Here is a 19520-nt window from a genome sequence, read left to right on the forward strand (position 1 = left end):
TCAGCGGTTCGATCCCGCTTAGCTCCACCATTTCCTGGATCCCAACATTAGAAGTCAGAAAACTGAGTTCTTGGTAGTTTCTCGCGGTTTGAGAACAAGAGTTCAGCTTCCTGATTTTTACATCAGATGCTCTTTAACAAGGTAGAAACAATTTGTAGTAATACACTGCAAGGCGAGGTTGAGTAGTAACGATACTCAACATCAATATTATATGTGTGTCTCTCAAGCACACAATCCGGTGTTTGAATGCTTGGTCGCATTCAAATGCAAAGTCGTTAGTAGTCGTTTGTGTTGTATGGTCAAGCGACTAAGCGTATACGGTGGATGCCTTGGCAGCTGGAGGCGATGAAGGACGTAGGAGCCTGCGAAAAGTCTAGGGGAGCTGGCACACAAGCTTTGATCCTAGAATGTCCGAATGGGGAAACCCACTCCTTTTAGGAGTATCCATAACTGAATACATAGGTTATGGAGGCGAACCCGGGGAACTGAAACATCTAAGTACCCGGAGGAAAAGAAATCAATAGAGATTCCCTTAGTAGCGGCGAGCGAACGGGGATTAGCCCTTAAGCTCTTTATGTTTTAGTGGAAGGTTCTGGAAAGTACCGCGATACAGGGTGATAGCCCCGTACACGAAAAGGCATTTAGAGTGAAATCGAGTAGGTCGGGACACGTGTTATCTTGACTGAACATGGGGGGACCATCCTCCAAGGCTAAATACTCCCAGCTGACCGATAGTGAACCAGTACCGTGAGGGAAAGGCGAAAAGAACCCCGGAGAGGGGAGTGAAATAGATCCTGAAACCGTATACGTACAAGCAGTAGGAGCCCTTCGGGGTGACTGCGTACCTTTTGTATAATGGGTCAGCGACTTATTGTCTGTAGCAAGGTTAACCGCTTAGGGGAGCCGTAGAGAAATCGAGTCTTAATAGGGCGTTTAGTTGCAGGCAATAGACCCGAAACCCGGCGATCTATCCATGGGCAGGTTGAAGGTTGAGTAACATCAACTGGAGGACCGAACCCACTAATGTTGAAAAATTAGGGGATGACCTGTGGATCGGAGTGAAAGGCTAATCAAGCCGGGAGATAGCTGGTTCTCCTCGAAAGCTATTTAGGTAGCGCCTCGCGTCTCACCCTCGGGGGTAGAGCACTGTTTGGGCTAGGGGGTCATCCCGACTTACCAACCCCATGCAAACTCCGAATACCGAGGAGTGCAATCGCGGGAGACACACGGCGGGTGCTAACGTCCGTCGTGGAAAGGGAAACAACCCAGACCGCCAGCTAAGGTCCCAAATACCAGTTAAGTGGGAAACGATGTGGGAAGGCCCAGACAGCTAGGAGGTTGGCTTAGAAGCAGCCATCCTTTAAAGAAAGCGTAATAGCTCACTAGTCGAGTCGGCCTGCGCGGAAGATATACCGGGGCTAAACTGGTAACCGAAGCTGCGGATGCTAATTTATTAGCATGGTAGAGGAGCGTTGTGTAAGCCGTTGAAGGTGGATCGGGAGGTCTGCTGGAGGTATCACAAGTGCGAATGCTGACATGAGTAACGATAAGGGAGGTGAAAAACCTCCCCGCCGGAAGACCAAGGGTTCCTGTCCAACGCTAATCGGGACAGGGTTAGTCGGCCCCTAAGGCGAGGGCGAAAGCCGTAGTCGATGGAAAACAGGTTAATATTCCTGTACTCGCTATTGCTGCGACGGAGTGACGGAGAAGGCTAGGCCAGCATGGCGATTGGTTGTCCATGTTTAAGGTTGTAGGCTGGGGACTTAGGCAAATCCGGGTCCCTAAGGCTGAGAATTGATGACGAAGCTCACCTCGGTGAGTGAAGTGGTTGATGCCATGCTTCCAGGAAAAACTTCTAAGCTTCAGGCAATAGTGAACCGTACTCTAAACCGACACAGGTGGTCAGGTAGAGAATACCAAGGCGCTTGAGAGAACTCTGGTGAAGGAACTAGGCAAAATGGTACCGTAACTTCGGGAGAAGGTACGCCGGTTTTGGTGATGGGACTTGCTCCCTAAGCTGAGGCCGGTCGAAGTGACCAGGTGGCTGCGACTGTTTATTAAAAACATAGCACTGTGCAAACTCGTAAGAGGACGTATACGGTGTGACGCCTGCCCGGTGCCGGAAGGTTAATTGATGGGGTTAGCTTCGGCGAAGCTCTTGATCGAAGCCCCGGTAAACGGCGGCCGTAACTATAACGGTCCTAAGGTAGCGAAATTCCTTGTCGGGTAAGTTCCGACCTGCACGAATGGCGTAACGATGGCCACGCTGTCTCCACCAGAGACTCAGTGAAATTGAAATCGCTGTTAAGATGCAGTGTACCCGCGGCTAGACGGAAAGACCCCGTGAACCTTTACTACAGCTTTGCACTGAACTTTGAGCCTATTTGTGTAGGATAGGTGGGAGGCTTTGAAGCATTAACGCTAGTTATTGTGGAGCCGTCCTTGAAATACCACCCTGGTATGTTTGAGGTTCTAACTCTGGTCCGTTACCCGGATCGAGGACAGTGTATGGTGGGTAGTTTGACTGGGGCGGTCTCCTCCCAAAGAGTAACGGAGGAGTACGAAGGTGCACTCAGCATGGTCGGAAATCATGCAATGAGCATAATGGTATAAGTGCGCTTGACTGCGAGACAGACATGTCGAGCAGGTACGAAAGTAGGTCATAGTGATCCGGTGGTTCTGTATGGAAGGGCCATCGCTCAACGGATAAAAGGTACTCCGGGGATAACAGGCTGATACCGCCCAAGAGTTCACATCGACGGCGGTGTTTGGCACCTCGATGTCGGCTCATCACATCCTGGGGCTGAAGCCGGTCCCAAGGGTATGGCTGTTCGCCATTTAAAGTGGTACGCGAGCTGGGTTTAGAACGTCGTGAGACAGTTCGGTCCCTATCTGCCGTGGGCGTTGGAGATTTGAGAAGAGTTGCTCCTAGTACGAGAGGACCGGAGTGAACGAACCTCTGGTGTTCCGGTTGTCACGCCAGTGGCATTGCCGGGTAGCTATGTTCGGACGGGATAACCGCTGAAAGCATCTAAGCGGGAAGCCTCCTTCAAGATAAGATCTCCCTGGGAACTTGATTCCCCTAAAGGGCCGTGGAAGACTACCACGTTGATAGGCTGGGTGTGGAAGCGTTGTGAGGCGTTGAGCTAACCAGTACTAATTGCCCGTGCGGCTTGACCATACAACAGAGATGGTTACTAACGACTAGCGCAAGCTAGCGGATTGTGAGTTAGAGACACACAATTGATCGACTTGCGGTGTATTACTACAGATTGTTTTACCGACTTATTTGGGGTTATCGCCGGTCATATGACCGAGGCAAACAGCGATAACACGGCAGGCCAAGCAAAATTGCTTATAAGACCAACGCCAACCCAAGCCAGTTTGCCTGACGACCATAGAGTTGTGGAACCACCTGATCCCTTGCCGAACTCAGAAGTGAAACGCAACATCGCCGATGGTAGTGTGGGGTTTCCCCATGTGAGAGTAGGTCATCGTCAGGCTTCTAATCCGAAAGGGCCACCCAGTTGGGTGGCCCTTTTTTTATGCGTGAAAAAATATTTAATAAAATAAAAAATAAAAAATATCGGTTAAATAAATTAATAATAAAAACAGAAAAGCTAGAGAGATTAGAATTGGATCCTGGGTTGGAATTTATCGCCAGAAAAAATAGCCAAAAATCTGGCTGGAAAATCCAATAAGAAAAATACACGCTCAGAAAAATCCAAGAAAACCTCTGGCGCTTTTAATAAAGGCTTTTTCCCACACACCTTTACCACGAAAATAAATAACAGCTGCTATTTATTAATATCTGTCCTCCCACCACTGAGTTTATCTGAATAGTTTTACCGCACTACTCGTAGGATTCTCAAAATAAATACTTCGAATAACAAGAAAACCTCTACCGCAAAAAAAAGAAATTCCACTGAAAAAAATACTGAAAAAATACCGATAAGGCATCGGTGATTTTTTGTGCGCTTGGCCGATGTCACACAACTGTAAGGCCGGGAGCGGATATACCAGAGTTATGCACAAGTCTATCCAAGCATTCTGTTAATAACGGCAGACTTGTGGAAATCCCCCAGAATCGGTGGTGTTTTTTTACACGGTAAAACGGTCCCCACGGGAAATGGGGCCTGGCAGTGGATTATGCACAGGTCTATCCATGGATTCTGTTAGTAACCTTTTTAATGAAAAAAGGTTCTAGAGTTTGTTTTCTTTTAGTAGTTGAATTAACGCCTATTCTTAGTGCTCCATAATTGCGTAATTTTGAGGCCCTGCATGAAAGTAGTGCTCGCCTGCTTGTTGGCAACCCTATTTACAACTATTGGGGCGCCTAATGCCAGCACACTGGTCGTGGGAAATAAATATGAAGGAACAGTCAGTTTTATAGATCTAGAGAATGGCCAAGAAATCAAACGGTCAGAAACAGGGGGAGCTCCCCATGAGATGATTCTTTCCCCCGACAAAAGCAAGGCGGTGGTGGTTTCCTATTTAGAGGATGGCTATGTCGGTGAGGAATTAAATGTATTTGATGTTGCAACGGGCAGACGTGTTAGCGTCATAAAAATTAGCCCGCACATGGGTCCCCATGGCATTGCCTGGCTAAGCGATAGTAACAATGTGATTGTCACAACCGAAGAAACCAATGATGTTATTAAAGTTGATGTTTCATCGGGAAAAGTAATTGGGTCCGTTTCAACGGATCAGATAGGTAGCCACTTGTTGGCACTGTCTCCAGATAGTAAAACCGCTTATGTGACCAGTCGCGGCTCTGATACTTTTAGCGTTATTGATACAGAGTCAATGAACCTGAAAACCACACTACCCGCGGGTGAGGGACCAGAGGCGGTTTGGGTCAGCCCTGATGGTAAAGAGTTATGGATAGGAAATAATCAGTCGGAAAATATTTTTATTTACGACACAGATACTCTCAAGAAGAAGGAGACCTTGGACGTGGGTTATTTACCTATTCGGATACGCTTTAACCCGGATGGGAAGTTAGTCGCTGTAGCTGACCTTCAGGGGCATAGAATACTGATCTATGATGCAGCAACACGTAAAGAGATCAAGGAAATTGACGTAGGTGCTGTAGGTGCCCGTGAGCCCGCCTCCCTACTATTTTCCCCTGATGGTAAATTCTTATTTGCGGGGTCTCAAAGGGATGGAAAGGTAGTAGAGATAGATACTGAGAATTGGTCTGTTGGGCGAGTATTCAGGGCTGGTCAGGGAGCGGATGGTTTGGAGTGGAGCCCGGTAAAGACCAAGCTGGAATAAGGTCACTGACGAAGTTGCGTGGTTTGTTTTGTAACTGTTGTCTTTGAGCTCTCTCCTAAAGTGTTATCTCTTGAAAATAAATAACTGATTGCAGAAAGTGTTTCCTAAAGGGCTACAGTATAGAGTTTGAGATCTTGGACTTTGCCATCAATAGTATAATAGTTTGCAACTGTATCAGTATGAACCCCGCCAACCCGTTTAGCTATGGCGATGCTAGCTTTATTTTCAGACAGGCACTGAATACTCAGCTGCTGAATACCCTGACTCTTTTTTAGATGTGCACATATTTTTTCTACTACTTTCGTCATAACTCCTCGGCCCTGGCAGTGGGTGGAGAGCCAGTAGCCAATTTCGGCGCATCGCTCACGAGGGTTTACTGCTTTGATACCAAAAATACCTGAAACCTTTTCTTCAACAATAATCTTGTACCAGGCGGCTCCAGTATTTTTACTGTAAATGCGCTGGTAAAGATATTCCCTGGTGCAGGTGAGATCCTTGATGGACTCTACCCAATAGAGATATTTCGCCAATAGGCAACGATTCTGTTCAATAAGTAAATGAATTTCCTGTGCATCCGCAATTGCGAGGGGTTGGAGGAGAATATTTTCTGTTACAGATATTTGCATATATATCAACCATATAAACTAAGTTGAATTTACCTATTCTACAGGCGGATAGGTAACCTCACCCAGGCCCTACGGCCAGCCGTGGTGGCAAAGGGAACGTGTACTATATCCACTAAGTGCGAGTTAAAACAATTTCCGTTGCGGCCCTGGAATCAATTGAGTACTCGATAATTTACAGGCTGTTAATCGCCAAAAATCCAGTGGCGACACTGCACATTATGTTTCCAGCATAAAAGTAACCGGGCCATCATTTGTAAGGGAAACCTGCATGTCTGCTGCAAAAATACCACAGGCTACAGGAGCGAACTGGGATTGTGCTTGTTCGATAAAGTAATCGTATAGCGCCTCAGCCTGTTGGGGGTTAGCACCGCGACTGAAGCTGGGGCGCAGGCCGCGGCCGGTCTCGGCTACCAGGGTAAACTGGCTGACTATCAGCAACCCACCTCCGGCCTGTTGTACATTCAGGTTCATACGTCCTTTGTCATCGGAAAAAACCCGGTAATTCAATACCTTATACAATAGTTTGTCTGCACTCTCGCGGTCGTCTTTGGCCTCCACACCCAGCAGTAGTAGCAGTCCATTATCAATGGCCCCAACCGACTGTCCGGCCACATCTACACGGGCGTGGCTGACCCGCTGGATCAATCCTTTCATCTCAGACCTCTCTGTCTCTCTGGAACCTTGTGAATAAATCGCCTAGATTAGCGGACTGATTCACGCAGAGAAACCGGGAATAGCGGTATGAAGAAACAGCTTATGGCTCTGCTGGCCGGAACCCTTGCTACAGCCAGTGTGCAGGCGGCCGACAGTTATCCAAAAAATAAAGTCGTCGAACATGTGGATGAATACTTCGGTATTGAGGTGGCAGACCCCTACCGTTGGTTGGAGGATACATCGAGCAAAGAGGTTAAAGAGTGGGTTGAGGCCCAGAACGGGTTTGCCCTGCCACGCCTGAAAGCACTACCGGGCTGGCAGAAAATTAATGACCGCCTCACAGAGTTGTGGCGCTATGAGCGCTACGGTGTGCCCTATAAGAAGGGCGATAGCTATTACTACGACTACAACAACGGTGACTGGGACCAAAATATTTTCTATCGCACCGGGAATCTTGCCCAGGAGGGCAAGCCAATGCTGGATCCGCGCAGCCTGAGCGAGGATGGAACCATCGCCGCCAAGCGCCTCCAGGTCAGCCCGAAGGGCCGCTATCTGGCCTATGGCATATCTGATGGTGGAACTGATTGGACCGACTATCGCATTCGTGACCTGAAAACGGGTGCGGACCTGAAAGAGCAGCTGACTGGTATCAAGTTCAGTGGAGCCAGCTGGGCGCCCGATGAGTCCGGTTTCTACTACAGCCGCTATCCGTTCAACAAAGATGGCAGTGCGGACGACAGCAAGCAGGTAGCGATCTATTTCCATCGACTGGGTGATGCCCAGGAGAGCGACCAACTGGTATATCGCATTACCGACCACCCGACTCGCAACCCTGGGGCTGAGGTGAGTAATGATGGTAACTACCTCCTGTTTGGTATTTTCGATGGCTATGATTCCAACGGCTTCTACTATCGCGATCTGCGCGATGACAGCGGTAAAGTGGTCAAGCTGTTGGATGACTGGGATGGTCTCTACCAGTATCTCGGTAATAAGGGGAGTACCTTCTTCTTCAAAACCAGTGCCGGGGCGCCACTGGGCCGGGTTATTGCTATCGACCTGGAGAAGCCCAATCGGAAATACTGGCGCGATCTGGTGCCGGAGACCGGTAGCGCCCTGCAGAGCGCCAGTTATATTGGCAACCGCTTCGTGCTGCACTATCTGGAGGATGCCAAATCGCGGGTATTGGTGACCGATACCAATGGAAAGAAGCAGTATGAGTTGAAGCTGCCGGGTGTGGGCTCGGTGAAAGGTTTTTATGGCGAACCGGATGGAGTGGAAACTTTCTACTCGTTTTCCAATTTCATTACTCCACCAAGTGTCTATCACCTGAACGTGAAGACCGGCGAAACCAAGTTGTTCAAGCAGCCGAAATATGCCGCAGACTTTTCCGAACTGACAGTGAGCCAGCACTTCTATAAGAGCAAGGACGGCACTCGCGTGCCCCTGTTCCTGGTGCACAAGAAAGACATGAAGCGCGATGGCTCTAACCCCACACTGCTATATGGCTACGGTGGTTTTAATTCTGCCCAGCTACCGCGCTTCTATAACCGCTTCGTGGGATGGTTGGACATGGGTGGCACCCTGGCTCTGGCCAACTTACGTGGTGGCAGCGAGTACGGCAATGCTTGGCACCGCGCGGGCACTAAAACCGAAAAGCAGAATGTTTTCGATGATTTTATCGCTGCGGCAGAGTGGCTGATTGAGGAGAAGATAACCTCTCCAGAAAAACTGGGTATCAGTGGGCGCTCGAATGGCGGCCTGCTCGCGGGAGCTACCCTGGTGCAGCGCCCGGACCTGTTTGCTGCGGCTTTACCTGTGGTGGGCGTATTGGATATGTTGCGATATCACACTGCTTCCGCCAATGCGCGCCAGTGGTCGAGTGATTACGGCTTGAGTGAAAATCGTGAGGAGTTTGCGGCGCTGCACGCCTATTCACCGGTGCACAATACTCGTGAGGGAACTTGTTACCCTGCAACCCTGATCACTACCGCCGACCGCGATGACCGGGTGGTGCCGTGGCACAGCTACAAGTTTGCCGCTGCACTTCAAAGAGATCAGGGCTGCGATAAGCCCGTATGGCTCGCTGTGGAGACTCGGGCCGGGCATGGTGCGGGCAAGCCGGTGTGGATGCAGGTGGAAGACTTCGCCAATCAATGGAGCTTCCTGGCCTATCAGCTGGGTATGAAAATCGAGTAGCCTGTCTAAGTAACCCAAAGTAAGTATCGGGGTCACTTTTTATCGTGACTCTCGGTAATTTACTGACTGGCGGGTTTAAATTTGGGGGCTGTGTCATTAATGGATTTTGGTGTACAGCCCGCTCTGCCGGGACAGCGGTTCTATCTGCTGGTTTGCCCTTCCGGTGGGTAGTGGTTCCGGCGAAGAGTATCACTGGGGACAAATAACGATAAATAATCATCCGGTGGAATTATGAAACATGCATTTGTAACCGGGGGAAGCGGTTTCCTCGGTGCTAATCTGGTGGAGCAACTGATAAAGGATGGCTGGCGGGTTACCGCGATGCATCGGCAAACGTCAAAAACTGAAATGCTGCGTTCTATGGGTGCCGAACTGGTTGAGGCTTCTCTGGACGATCCCGATTCCCTACATGCGGCCATCCCGCAAAATGTTGATGCTGTTTTCCATATGGCCGCCAATACTAATATGTGGCGTGGTGGCAATGCCCAACAGTGGAAGGATAATGTCGAGGGTGCAGCGAATATAGCGCGTGTGGCCAGGGAGAAACACGTTGGCCGGATGGTGGTTACCAGCTCAATTTCAGCTTACGGCTATCACCAGGACAGGATTACCGAAGAGAGCGAAAAGCTGGCTGACGACCCGCGCCACCATTACCTATATACCAAAAAGCGCGAGGAAATCGCGGTGCGCAATGAGATTGAGCAGGGGCTTAATGCGGTGTTTCTCAATCCCTGCGCGATTGTGGGCAAATATGATACGTCCAGCTGGGCACAGACCTTTTTTCTGATCGATAAAAACCAGCTACCTGGGATACCTCCGGGGTGGGGTTCTTTCTGTCACGCCGGCGCAGTGGCGCGAGCGCATATTACTGCGGTTGAAAAGGGTCGCTGTGGTGAGAATTATATTCTCGCCGGCACCGATGCCAGCTTCCTGGAATTTTTTGGAAAAATCTCCGAGCTACTACACAAGCCTGTACCCAAGCGCACCACTCCTGCCTTCGTAATTCAATCTATCGCCTGGTTCTCCGATCTTTGGTCTCGGGTAAGCGGAAATGAGCCGATAATTACGCCAGAAAAAGCTACTCTGGTTACTCGTCGTGTCGTAGCCAGTAGTGCCAAGGCGGAGCGTGAATTAGGTTATCAATCACAGGTGGCACTGGATACCATGTTGTGCGAGTGTCGCGACTGGTTAGTACAGCAAAATTTATTGGAGTCAAAGTGAATCGCAGTAATATCATTTTTATTCTGGTCGCCTTGTTACTGGTTCTACAGTTAATCCAGCACTATTTCTTTTCTGGGGCGCAATAGCGCCCCGTCGGCAACTACACACAAGTATGTAGGCTCAAGACGGTCCAGAGTTTTGGGAGGGAGTTATATTTGCTGAAATTTTTTTTAGGAGTCAATAATGGAGGAGCAGCGCTGCAGCTGGTGCCTGTCAACGCCGTTGTACCAGCAATACCACGATGAGGAATGGGGACGCCCGGTTACAGACGATAAAATTTTATTTGAATTCCTGTTATTGGAGGGTGCCCAGGCAGGCCTTTCCTGGATAACGGTACTGAATAAACGGAAAAATTATCGCCGCCTTTTCGATAATTTTGATGTAGAAAAAATTGCGCGCTATACCCCTAAAAGAGTGGAAAAATTACTGCAAGACCCCGGGATTATACGCAATCGTTTGAAAGTGGAATCTGCAGTTAAAAATGCCCGCGCCACCCTGACATTGCGGGAAAAGGGGCAATCCCTATCGGAGTTTCTCTGGCGGTTTACCGATGGGCGTGTCATCGTCAATCGCCCCGCTTCTCTCAAGCAGGTGCCCGCAAGTACACCGGAGTCTGATGCAATGAGCAAGGCGCTAAAAAAAGCCGGCTTCAGCTTCGTAGGCTCTACCATTATGTATGCCCACATGCAGGCAACGGGGATGGTGAACGATCACCTGCACTCCTGCCCGGCATATCAACGCTGCGTGAATGAGGCTGAAGTCGCAGGGTTGTTGTAGATGAGTAAATTGGGAGGACGGACATTGTCGCACTGGGAAGGCATCTGTGAACCTGGATAACCTGGCTACAGACTACTGGCCTTTGTTGATTACCGGTCTCCTGCGGTTCGGGGCTGCGTTATTGGTGACAGCTTTGACCCTTGGTGCGGCACATTTGGCGCGCCGGGTTGTAGAGCGTCTGCCTAGCCGGCTCGATGCTACCCTGGTCCCAGTACTGCGCAATATCGCCACCTGGGCCATTTATATTGTTGGGGCATTGGTGGTACTGGATGTCTTTGGCATCAATACCACCAGCCTGATTGCCCTGCTCGGTGCAACCGGTCTGGCAGTGGGGCTAGCACTCAAGGATACCCTGCAGAATATTGCCGCGGGTTTTATCCTGCTGGGACTGCGCCCATTTCACCTGGGCGATGCAATTCAATTTGGCCAGACGCTGGGGACTGTGCGGGAGGTGGGGCTCTTCACCACCGAACTGGATACTCCCGATGGTCTACGTATCAGTGTGCCCAATAGTGTGATTTGGGGGCAGGCGCTCACTAACTTCAGTCACAATAAAACCCGGCGCATTGAAATAGTGGCGAGCATTGCTTACGGAGATGATATAGAGGCGGGCCTGGGCGTGTTGCGCAGGCTGGTGGCGGAGGAGCCACGTATCCTGTCTGAACCGGAGCCCAGTTATACGGTTCGAGCACTGACCGATAGTGCAGTGAATCTGCAGCTGCGTGCCTGGAGCGAGACCGACCAGTACTGGGAAGTTTACTGGAACCTGATGGAGCGCCTGAAACCGGCTCTGGAAGAGGCTGGGCTAACTATCCCCTTTCCTCAGCGCGAACTGCATATACTGGAAAAAGACGTGGATAAGAGCGCCATTAGTTCCGGTAGTGCAAGGGGTGGGGTGACACAGGACCCAGACAGCCCGGCTAATTGAGACCAGATTCTCCTCTCTAACACGGCTCAACGCACAGATATGGCATTTGAAGGTGCTTCAATCGACACCTGGTTGATTTCGTGTCAAAGTTAGCGGCGTTTTTTTGTACAACTTTTGACCGAGATAGGAAAATGCCGATTAAGCTGAACAACCCTTTGATTCCCAGCCTGCTGGCTGTCGCTATCCTCGCGGGCTGTCAGGGCGATAAGAACGCTCAGGCAGGAGCGAATGCCGACAAAGTGCAGAGTGCCGTTGCCGAAGCCCCTGTAACCGTTGATGCAGTGGCTGAGACCAAGCGCCTGACCGAGTGGCTGGATGCGCGCTACGAAGAGCAGCTGCGGTTCAGTCCCATGCAGCTCTCCTATCTTGGCCGCAAAGAGCAGTACGACCAGATAGACGATATGAGCGAAGCTGCTGCAGCACGCCAGTTGGCCTGGAAGGGAAAGGCTGTCGCCGAGCTGAAAAAGAATTTTGACTACGACAAGCTGAGCCAGGAAGGTAAAACATCCTACGATATCTGGATCTACCAGTATGAGCAGGCCAAGGCTGCCGAGCCTTTTAAGCGTCACGGCTATATCTTTGAACAGATGGGCGGGGTGCAGTCTCAGCTGCCAAACTTCCTGCTGAATTTCCACAAAGTGGACAATATCGAAGATATGCAGGCCTATATCGCCCGTATTGGTGGTATTTCCCGTGCTATCAACCAGTTACGTGAGCGCGCCGTGCAGTCCTCTAAAGAGGGTGTCCGTCCGCCACGTTTTGCCTACGAGGGGGCTATTGAGCAGTCCAGCAAGCTGGTTGCCGGTGCTCCCTTTGGCGATGGGGACGACGCGCCCTTATGGGCCGGTGCTAAAGGCAAAATTGCTGAGCTTCTGGAAGCCGGAAAGATTGATCAAAAGCAGGCTGACAAGCTGACGGCCGATGCCCGCAAGGCACTTGAAAGCGAATTCCTGCCAGCTTATGAGACCCTGATTGCTTGGTTGAAAGAAGACATGCAAAAGGCCTCTGCGGAACCCCAGGGTGCCAGCACTCTGCCAAACGGCATGGCCTACTACAACCAGCGCCTAGCCAGCACTACCACCACCAGCCTGACTGCCGATGAGATTCACAATATCGGCCTTAAGGAAGTAGCGCGCATTCGTGCCGAAATGGAAACGATCAAGAAGCAGGTGGGCTATGAAGGCAATCTGCAGGATTTCTTCAAATTTATCCGTGAAGATGGCCAGTTCTATTACCCGAATACCGATGAGGGCCGCCAGGGTTACCTGGATGACTCTACTGCCTTCCTCGACAATATCTCCAAAAAACTGCCCGAATACTTTGGCCTGCTACCCAAGGCTGAGTTAATCGTGAAGCGTGTGGAGTCCTTCCGCGAGCAGGACGGTGGTGCTCAGCACTATTATCCCGGTACTCCGGACGGTTCCCGCCCGGGTATCTACTACGCGCACCTGTCCGACATGAGTGCTTATTCCACCACTGATATGGAAACTGTGGCCTATCACGAGGGCAATCCCGGCCACCATATGCAGATCTCCATCGCGCAGGAGCTTGAGGGCATTCCTCAGTTCCGCACCCAGGCGCATTTCACCGTATATGCCGAGGGCTGGGCGCTGTACTCTGAAAAACTGGCCATGGAAATGGGCGCCTTTGAGGACCCCTACAACCTGTTTGGTCATCTGACAGCAGAAATGTGGCGCGCTATTCGCTTGGTAGTGGATACCGGTATGCACGCCAAGGGCTGGACTGAGGAGCAGGCTGTAGAGTACTTCTTGGAGAACTCTGCGATTCCCGAAACTGCTGTGCGCTCCGAAGTGCGCCGTTATCTGGTATGGCCGGGACAGGCTACCGCTTACAAAATCGGTATGTTGAAAATCCAGGAACTGCGTAAGCAAGCCGAAGAGCAACTGGGTGATAGGTTCGATATCCGGGGCTTCCACGATACCGTACTGGGCGGTGGAGCACTGCCGGTACCGGTACTGGAAAGCCGTGTAGCCTCTTGGGTGGAGTCAGTTAAACGCGCATAATTTGCGAATTGACTCCTAAAGAAAGCCGGGCATCGCCCGGCTTTTTTATTGGATGACCAATTCGGACTTCGTCTGTTATTTGAGTAATTAGAAAGTTAGTTGTTGGTATTTTTTATCTAGAGGGAAAAGATGGGCAGGAATATGTATAGTGCGCCGGAGGCTAATCTAAATCGGGACTCTGCGTGTGAAACAGAGTTTTACGTCGTTTCTAAAACAAAGTTCCTGATATTGTATTTTGGCACTTTAGGGATGTACGCACTTTATTGGTTCTACCGACAGTGGCGAGGGTACAAGCGTGCACATGGCAAAAAAATGTTGCCAGTGCTACGCGCCATATTTTCTTTTATTTTTGTATATTCGCTTTTCAAAAAAATACAGCAGAGTATTGAGATTGATGGGGGTGGATATAAGTGGCATTTTATTCTAATGGCGATTATTTACATTATTTCTGACCTGCTTGGTTGGATTTCAATGTTTGCTCCTGTAGGTACGCCATTTTACTATTTAAGTTTACTGCTGCTTCCCCTGTCTGCCTGGCCAGTTTTCCAAGCACAAAAAGCCGCAAATTTAGCCTGTAATGATGTCGATGGAGCTTCCAATACCAACTTAACAGCAGTTAATATTCTGTGGTTGGCTATTGGTGCCGTTCTATGGGTATTTGTAATTATTGGTTATGTTGCCCCTTCAATACTCCAGTAATTAGGGAAATTATAGTGAATAACATTATTTTTATATTTTTAGTAGTACTGCTGCAAATCCTTACTCCTGGAGCCTGGGCTGAAACTGAATCCAAAGTGACTCCCACTGAAATTACTGTGCGAGCCAAGGCCAAGGACGCTAAATTTATTGGCTCTTCAATTGGAGGAGCCATGGTGATTATCCGCAGGGCGGATACCGGTGAAATCCTGGCAAAGGGGTTAACCCAGGGTAGTACTGGTGATACCGGTAAGATCATGAAGATGCCAAGGGAGCGATATGTGCCTATTAGCGAGGGAGCTGCGGGCTTCACCACAACACTGGATATCAGTGAACCAGTATTCCTGACCGTGGAGGTTCAGGCTCCCTATATCAAGAAGCAAGCCCGTGTGGTGGCGCAAACCCAAACCTGGTTGGTACCCGGAAAGCCCATTAATGGTGAGGGTTTGATCGTGGAGGTTCCCGGTATGGTAGTGGACCTGCTTAGTCCGCAGACGCACCTGTATACCGGTTTGGATAAAAGCCCGTTTGAGATACGCGCCAATGTGGTGATGATGTGCGGATGCTCCCTTACAGATGGCGGTCTCTGGGATGGCAGTAAAATCGAGGTTGCAGCCCTGGTGAAAAAAGATGGGGAGGACTTCGCTGTAGTGCCGTTGGAAATTCAGGAGACTATGAATACCTTCAGTGCACCTTTCACAACCCGTGTACCTGGCGTATACGAAATGCTGGTTTATGCCTACGATCCAAAGACCGGTAACACCGGTGTCGACCAGGGTAGTTTTATTGTGAAATAAATTTGGCGCAGAGTCTGACTCGCTATCGTGTCACGCTTTCCTGGCGGGCAGATTTTGCGAAATGTTGCACAGCCAGATGCCTGGCCGCAACTCGCATGTCATGAAACTATATGCTGAAGAGGAAATGGTGTATGTCTATATGGTGCGGAGTTTTTATATTGAGCCAGTAAGAGCCAAGAGGCTTCAGCATGACAGATAGGGAAAGGGGTTCCGACAAACTTTCCAGGCAGGCACTGCTCAAGGAGCACCGCCCCGAGCGCATCCGCGCCCGTTTGGGCAGGGAACCGAGATCACAGCGGGTTTCAGATTTTGTTCTCGGGGCTATCGATGGCTGTGTCACTACCTTTGCCATAGTTGCCGGTGCTTTTGGTGCGGGATTCTCAGAATCGGTAGTATTGGTAATGGGCTTCGCTAACTTGATCGCCGATGGTTTTAGCATGGCGGTTAGTAACTACGAGGCTGTGAGCGTAGAGCGGGATCAGGCAGCGGCAGCTGCCCGCACTGAACGCCAGCATATCGACCTGGTGCCGGAGGGGGAGCGCGAGGAGATTCGCCAGATTTTTCAGCGCAAGGGGTTTCGCGGGCAGGTCCTGGATGAGATTGTTGCGACTATTACCGCTAATCGCCAGCTATGGGTAGATACCATGCTGACGGAGGAATATGGGATCAGTCGCTCAGCGCGTAGGCCCCTAGGTTCTGCATTGGTGACTTTTGTGGCGTTTATCGGGGTTGGTACTGCGCCACTCCTGCCCTATCTAGTTTCCCCTCTCAGTACTTCTGAACAGTTCTACGGCAGCGCTGCCCTGGCGGCCAGTACCTTCTTTGCCATTGGTTTATGTAAGGGGCTGGTGTTCTCCCAACACGTGCTGGCTGCGGGCATCAAAACCCTGATTTTTGGTGGGGGTGCGGCCCTGCTTGCCCTGGGGGTGGGTTTCTTCCTGCGCGGTTTTATCGGCTGAGGTATGCGCCTTTTCAGGCCGCCACCACCTGGTTGCGGCCGCTGTTCTTGGCACGGTACATACGTTTGTCTGCCTCTGCCAACAGCTGGTTATGAGGGTTGCCGTTACTGCTGCCCTCAACTAATCCGAAGCTGATGGAAACTTTGACTGACTGTACATAGCGGCGGCTTAATGCCTCCACCTTGCGGCGCAATTTTTCCGCCAAAACACTGCCTCCGCGTACGTCGGTATTGGGCAATAGCAGTAGGAATTCTTCACCACCCCAGCGCGCTACAATATCCTCCGTACGTGTATTGCTCCGAAGGATCTTGGCAACATCCTGTAATATGCGATCACCAAAAGCGTGACCGTGGGTATCGTTTATCGTTTTAAAATTATCCAGGTCACCAATCAGGATCACATATCGGTCGCGCAGCTCCTTGTTGCGGCGCTCCATATCATGAATTGCGCGATAGGCTTCACGGCGATTGGCGAGGCCGGTTAGGGTGTCCGTGGAAGCGTTTTTCTCCAGCTCCCCTGTCAGCCTTTGCAGCAGTTGTTGAGTGTGGTGGCGACTGCTGTCGAGCAGAGCTGTCAGTGCGGTAAGGGCGCCAAACACTGCAATAAAGCGCGCGCGATAAGCGGTATCATATTCTGCGGTCAGGCCGGGAAAATTAGGGTAGAAAAGTGCGGTGGCGGTAACTGTGCCAATAGCGATGAGTGCGACGGTGCCGGTCTTATAACCGTAGAGGTTGATAAAGCCTGGTACCAGCATGACTGCCCACATCAAACCAGTATTATTTACTCCACCAGATAACAACAAATAGAAATAGAGTACCAGTAACAGGATTCCGACCAAAAGTGGCGTCTTTTCGCTGGGACCCATTACATTGATTGCGACATAAGCGCCCAAAATAACTACCGCTGCGGCAGAGAGAGTAATGGCTTGCAGGATATCGGCAGCAGTCAGGGCAATTACTGCCATGGCACCAGTTACCGCCATCGCGAATATCAACATATAGGATGACGCCATGATACGGCGGCGCAGATCTATACGCTCCAGCTCCTTCATCGGTGTGGCCATCGAGGGATTCTGTTTGTTATACCCTGTGTTCATGGTTTTCTCTGCTGCTCTACCGGCTACAACTTTCCGCTAATGATCAAGCGTCGGGTAGCGTCACTGCATTCATCGGCGCTATGAAGCTGCGCTGAGTATAGGGGGATTCGCTCACCGACCAAAGTAGCAAGCTAAAGTATCTGTAAACCAAACTTAAGAACTGAGAAACCGTGACACAAATTGATCTGACTTGGGGCGATATTCTGACCTTGCGTGGTGATGCACTCGCATGCCCTGCACATAAACACCTTATTTGTGGACGTGGGCTTTCCGCTCAAATTTTTGCCCTGGGTGGTAGAGAGCTTGAGCAACAGTGTAAAAAACAACCGGAATGTGCGGTGGGGGAGGCGCGTATCACCAAAGCTTTCCACCTGCCAGTGGATTATCTGTTGCATACGGTTACACCACAGTGGAGTAGTGGTGATCAATGGGGTGCTCAGGCGATAAAACAGCTACGATATTGCTACGAAAGTGTGCTTGACCTGGCAGAAAAAAAAGCCCTTAAGCATATTCTTTTTCCTGCACTTGGAGCAGGTACTAATCGATTTCCCCATGTGATTGCCGCACACCAGGCTTTGGAAGTACTGCATGAGTATACTGATAAGTTCGAGCAAATTACGGTTTGCCTGCATTCTCCAACTGCTTTGAGCGAGTGGCAAAGTGTTGAACGAAGATTCTTTAGAGTTTGATGCTTTCCTGAGTACGTCCGTACTATTAAGCCGTATGGCTAGATTCAACAATGTCAAAATAGAGTCTTGTCTTGCCAGATAAATTCTGTACAGCGACTTTACGATAATTTTAAAGTTGAGAATAAAAAATATTCAATAGAGGGAAAATTATCTAGCTCTTGATACTTCCTGTTGATTTTATGGGTTTTTGAAGAACCAGTTATGTAATGAAGTTCATTGCAATTTATTTAATTTGAAAGCAAGAAAGGAATCATGAAAAACCGTCCAGGTAATTTTGAACCTCCATACCCTTCTTGGGAGTTGGCTCTTCCTCCTGAGGCATGGTATGTACAGTGCCAGGTTGCTTTACAGTTGATGGATGGCAAGCTAAATGATTTGCTATTTAGTCGCCTGGCAAATTCTTTGTCTCTTGCTGAGGGCTTACTACATTTTGAGCGCGCAGGTCATATTGACTCTCAGGGTGCTTATAATGATATCGCCATTACATACTGGACCTGTGAAGACTCCATGAATGAGTGGCTGCCCAAGGGAATTAGTGAGTTGGCGGTAAATATCAGGGAGGGGTGTGGGTTCTGGTATGAAGCACTGGCTGTTCCACGCAGCCATTTCGAAGTCTCGGCATCTATGCCAATAGCGGACTGGGGCCTTTTTCGACATTTTGAAGTTTGTGAGCAAAGAGATCATGCTTATTGGGGAGCTATGCGTGATCGTATTGCTGCAGCCGAGAATGATGGACTTCCAGGCCATTTAAAAAAACTGGAGCCAGTATTGCTAGCAGAACAATCAGGTGAAGAGATCATGCTGCCTGAAAATGCCTGCATGATCCGAACTGTGCAGGGTTATTCAACGGTAAGTTCTGTCGAGCGGGAAACCTACGTAGAGAAGTTATTCCCAAAATATGAGCAGGGAGTAAGGTATCTTGCTGAAAATCCAATTAAATCTCGCTGTCTCAGTGCGCGTCTTTTACAAGATGAGAAGCCGGCACGGGGAAGGCCCGATACAGAGACAATAGCCTGGTTTGTCTCACTGAAAGACTTGGAAAACTGGGTACATAATCACCACACGCACAAAGCTATCTACACAGCGGCTCAACAACATGCAGTACGTTTTGCCCCTGAGATGCACCTGCTGTTAAGTCATGAGGTTGCTGTGGTTCCCCGGGGTAAGGGAAAGGCCATGTACAGAGGGTGCCATCCTGGAACCGGATTGAGGCGATTTCTGAGGTAAAAAGGAATGATATTTGGAGGTTATAAATAATTATCCTGCCCTTCTAATCAAGGAATAGACTGCTGTCTGAAACCAGATTTGAAGAATAAACGGCAAGGTTTATTAGTACTCAACCCCTGAGGATATCCTGATTGGGAAAATTGCCAGTCATAAAACTTGTTGTCAGTAGGTCTACCTTCATGGATTTTGATTGCGGCAATGAATTTCATTCCGGCTGCTGAAAATCGAATGAAATTTGATCCTGGGGTGGATATTGACTCCGTATTTTCTTGGTGCCCGGAATTGCGTTTGCAAGCGAATAAATAATCCCATTAGGTACGGAGAACCTGTGAGGATACTAGATGTAATGAGTG

At 49.8% G+C, this 19520-nt stretch carries 15 protein-coding genes, 1 tRNA gene and 2 rRNA genes (1 of these 18 cut by a window edge); 15 read left to right on the forward strand and 3 right to left on the reverse strand.

Annotated features, from left to right (window positions below; all coding sequences use genetic code 11):
* From GL2_RS07820 to GL2_RS07835, 5 genes are all read left to right on the forward strand, one after another.
* A tRNA-Ala gene (locus GL2_RS07820) sits at positions 1–30 on the forward strand; it begins 46 nt to the left of the window's first position.
* Between the two features lie 267 nt (positions 31–297).
* A 23S ribosomal RNA gene (locus GL2_RS07825) occupies positions 298–3181 on the forward strand.
* A 206-nt stretch (positions 3182–3387) separates the two neighbouring features.
* A 5S ribosomal RNA gene (gene rrf, locus GL2_RS07830) occupies positions 3388–3503 on the forward strand.
* Between the two features lie 42 nt (positions 3504–3545).
* Positions 3546–3701 (forward strand): hypothetical protein, encoded by a 156-nt coding sequence (locus GL2_RS21455; protein WP_172621045.1) that lies wholly within the window; start codon positions 3546–3548, stop codon positions 3699–3701.
* Between the two features lie 580 nt (positions 3702–4281).
* The gene (locus GL2_RS07835; protein WP_143730126.1) at positions 4282–5277 is read left to right on the forward strand and encodes a YncE family protein; all 996 of its coding nucleotides are present in this window, start codon (positions 4282–4284) and stop codon (positions 5275–5277) included.
* 104 nt (positions 5278–5381) lie between these two features.
* Here GL2_RS07835 and GL2_RS07840 read toward each other — a convergent pair whose 3' ends face one another.
* Together GL2_RS07840 and dtd are read right to left on the reverse strand one after the other, a co-directional pair.
* Positions 5382–5903, reverse strand: coding sequence for a GNAT family N-acetyltransferase (locus GL2_RS07840; RefSeq protein ID WP_143730127.1), 522 nt, complete (start codon positions 5901–5903; stop codon positions 5382–5384).
* A 216-nt stretch (positions 5904–6119) separates the two neighbouring features.
* A complete protein-coding gene (gene dtd, locus GL2_RS07845) occupies positions 6120–6557 on the reverse strand; it encodes a D-aminoacyl-tRNA deacylase (RefSeq protein WP_143730128.1) in 438 nt (145 codons plus the stop codon).
* A gap of 87 nt (positions 6558–6644) precedes the next feature.
* Between dtd and GL2_RS07850 the strand changes: the two genes are divergently transcribed.
* The 8 genes from GL2_RS07850 to GL2_RS07885 all read left to right on the forward strand — a co-directional run bounded on the left by GL2_RS07850 (position 6645) and on the right by GL2_RS07885 (position 16155).
* Positions 6645–8753: a prolyl oligopeptidase family protein gene (locus GL2_RS07850; protein WP_143730129.1), complete on the forward strand. Its 2109-nt coding sequence runs from the start codon at positions 6645–6647 to the stop codon at positions 8751–8753.
* 231 nt (positions 8754–8984) lie between these two features.
* Positions 8985–9974 (forward strand): SDR family oxidoreductase, encoded by a 990-nt coding sequence (locus GL2_RS07855; RefSeq protein WP_143730130.1) that lies wholly within the window; start codon positions 8985–8987, stop codon positions 9972–9974.
* A 183-nt stretch (positions 9975–10157) separates the two neighbouring features.
* A complete protein-coding gene (locus tag GL2_RS07860) occupies positions 10158–10751 on the forward strand; it encodes a DNA-3-methyladenine glycosylase I (protein WP_143730131.1) in 594 nt (197 codons plus the stop codon).
* Positions 10752–10797: 46 nt separating this feature from the next.
* Complete coding sequence (locus GL2_RS07865; protein WP_143730132.1) at positions 10798–11679, forward strand: mechanosensitive ion channel family protein; 882 nt, start codon at positions 10798–10800, stop codon at positions 11677–11679.
* A 131-nt stretch (positions 11680–11810) separates the two neighbouring features.
* Positions 11811–13703, forward strand: coding sequence for a DUF885 family protein (locus GL2_RS07870; RefSeq protein WP_143730133.1), 1893 nt, complete (start codon positions 11811–11813; stop codon positions 13701–13703).
* A gap of 129 nt (positions 13704–13832) precedes the next feature.
* Entirely contained in the window at positions 13833–14402 is a 570-nt protein-coding gene (locus GL2_RS07875) for a hypothetical protein (protein WP_143730134.1), read from the forward strand.
* A gap of 14 nt (positions 14403–14416) precedes the next feature.
* Complete coding sequence (locus GL2_RS07880; RefSeq protein WP_232053789.1) at positions 14417–15196, forward strand: hypothetical protein; 780 nt, start codon at positions 14417–14419, stop codon at positions 15194–15196.
* Positions 15197–15384: 188 nt separating this feature from the next.
* Complete coding sequence (locus tag GL2_RS07885; protein ID WP_143730135.1) at positions 15385–16155, forward strand: VIT1/CCC1 transporter family protein; 771 nt, start codon at positions 15385–15387, stop codon at positions 16153–16155.
* A 13-nt stretch (positions 16156–16168) separates the two neighbouring features.
* On the opposite strand, the gene GL2_RS07890 is transcribed toward GL2_RS07885, so the two are convergent.
* The gene (locus GL2_RS07890; RefSeq protein WP_143730136.1) at positions 16169–17251 is read right to left on the reverse strand and encodes a diguanylate cyclase; all 1083 of its coding nucleotides are present in this window, start codon (positions 17249–17251) and stop codon (positions 16169–16171) included.
* A gap of 170 nt (positions 17252–17421) precedes the next feature.
* On the opposite strand from GL2_RS07890, the gene GL2_RS07895 reads away from it, so the two are divergent.
* Both GL2_RS07895 and GL2_RS07900 read left to right on the forward strand, forming a co-directional pair.
* Positions 17422–17940, forward strand: coding sequence for a macro domain-containing protein (locus tag GL2_RS07895; RefSeq protein WP_143730137.1), 519 nt, complete (start codon positions 17422–17424; stop codon positions 17938–17940).
* 252 nt (positions 17941–18192) lie between these two features.
* On the forward strand, positions 18193–19167 hold the full coding sequence (locus GL2_RS07900) for a phenylacetaldoxime dehydratase family protein (RefSeq protein ID WP_143730138.1): 975 nt from the start codon (positions 18193–18195) through the stop codon (positions 19165–19167).
* The last annotated feature ends 353 nt before the right edge of the window (positions 19168–19520 follow it).

The sequence above is a fragment of the Microbulbifer sp. GL-2 genome, assembly GCF_007183175.1.
In the GTDB taxonomy this organism is placed as follows: domain Bacteria; phylum Pseudomonadota; class Gammaproteobacteria; order Pseudomonadales; family Cellvibrionaceae; genus Microbulbifer.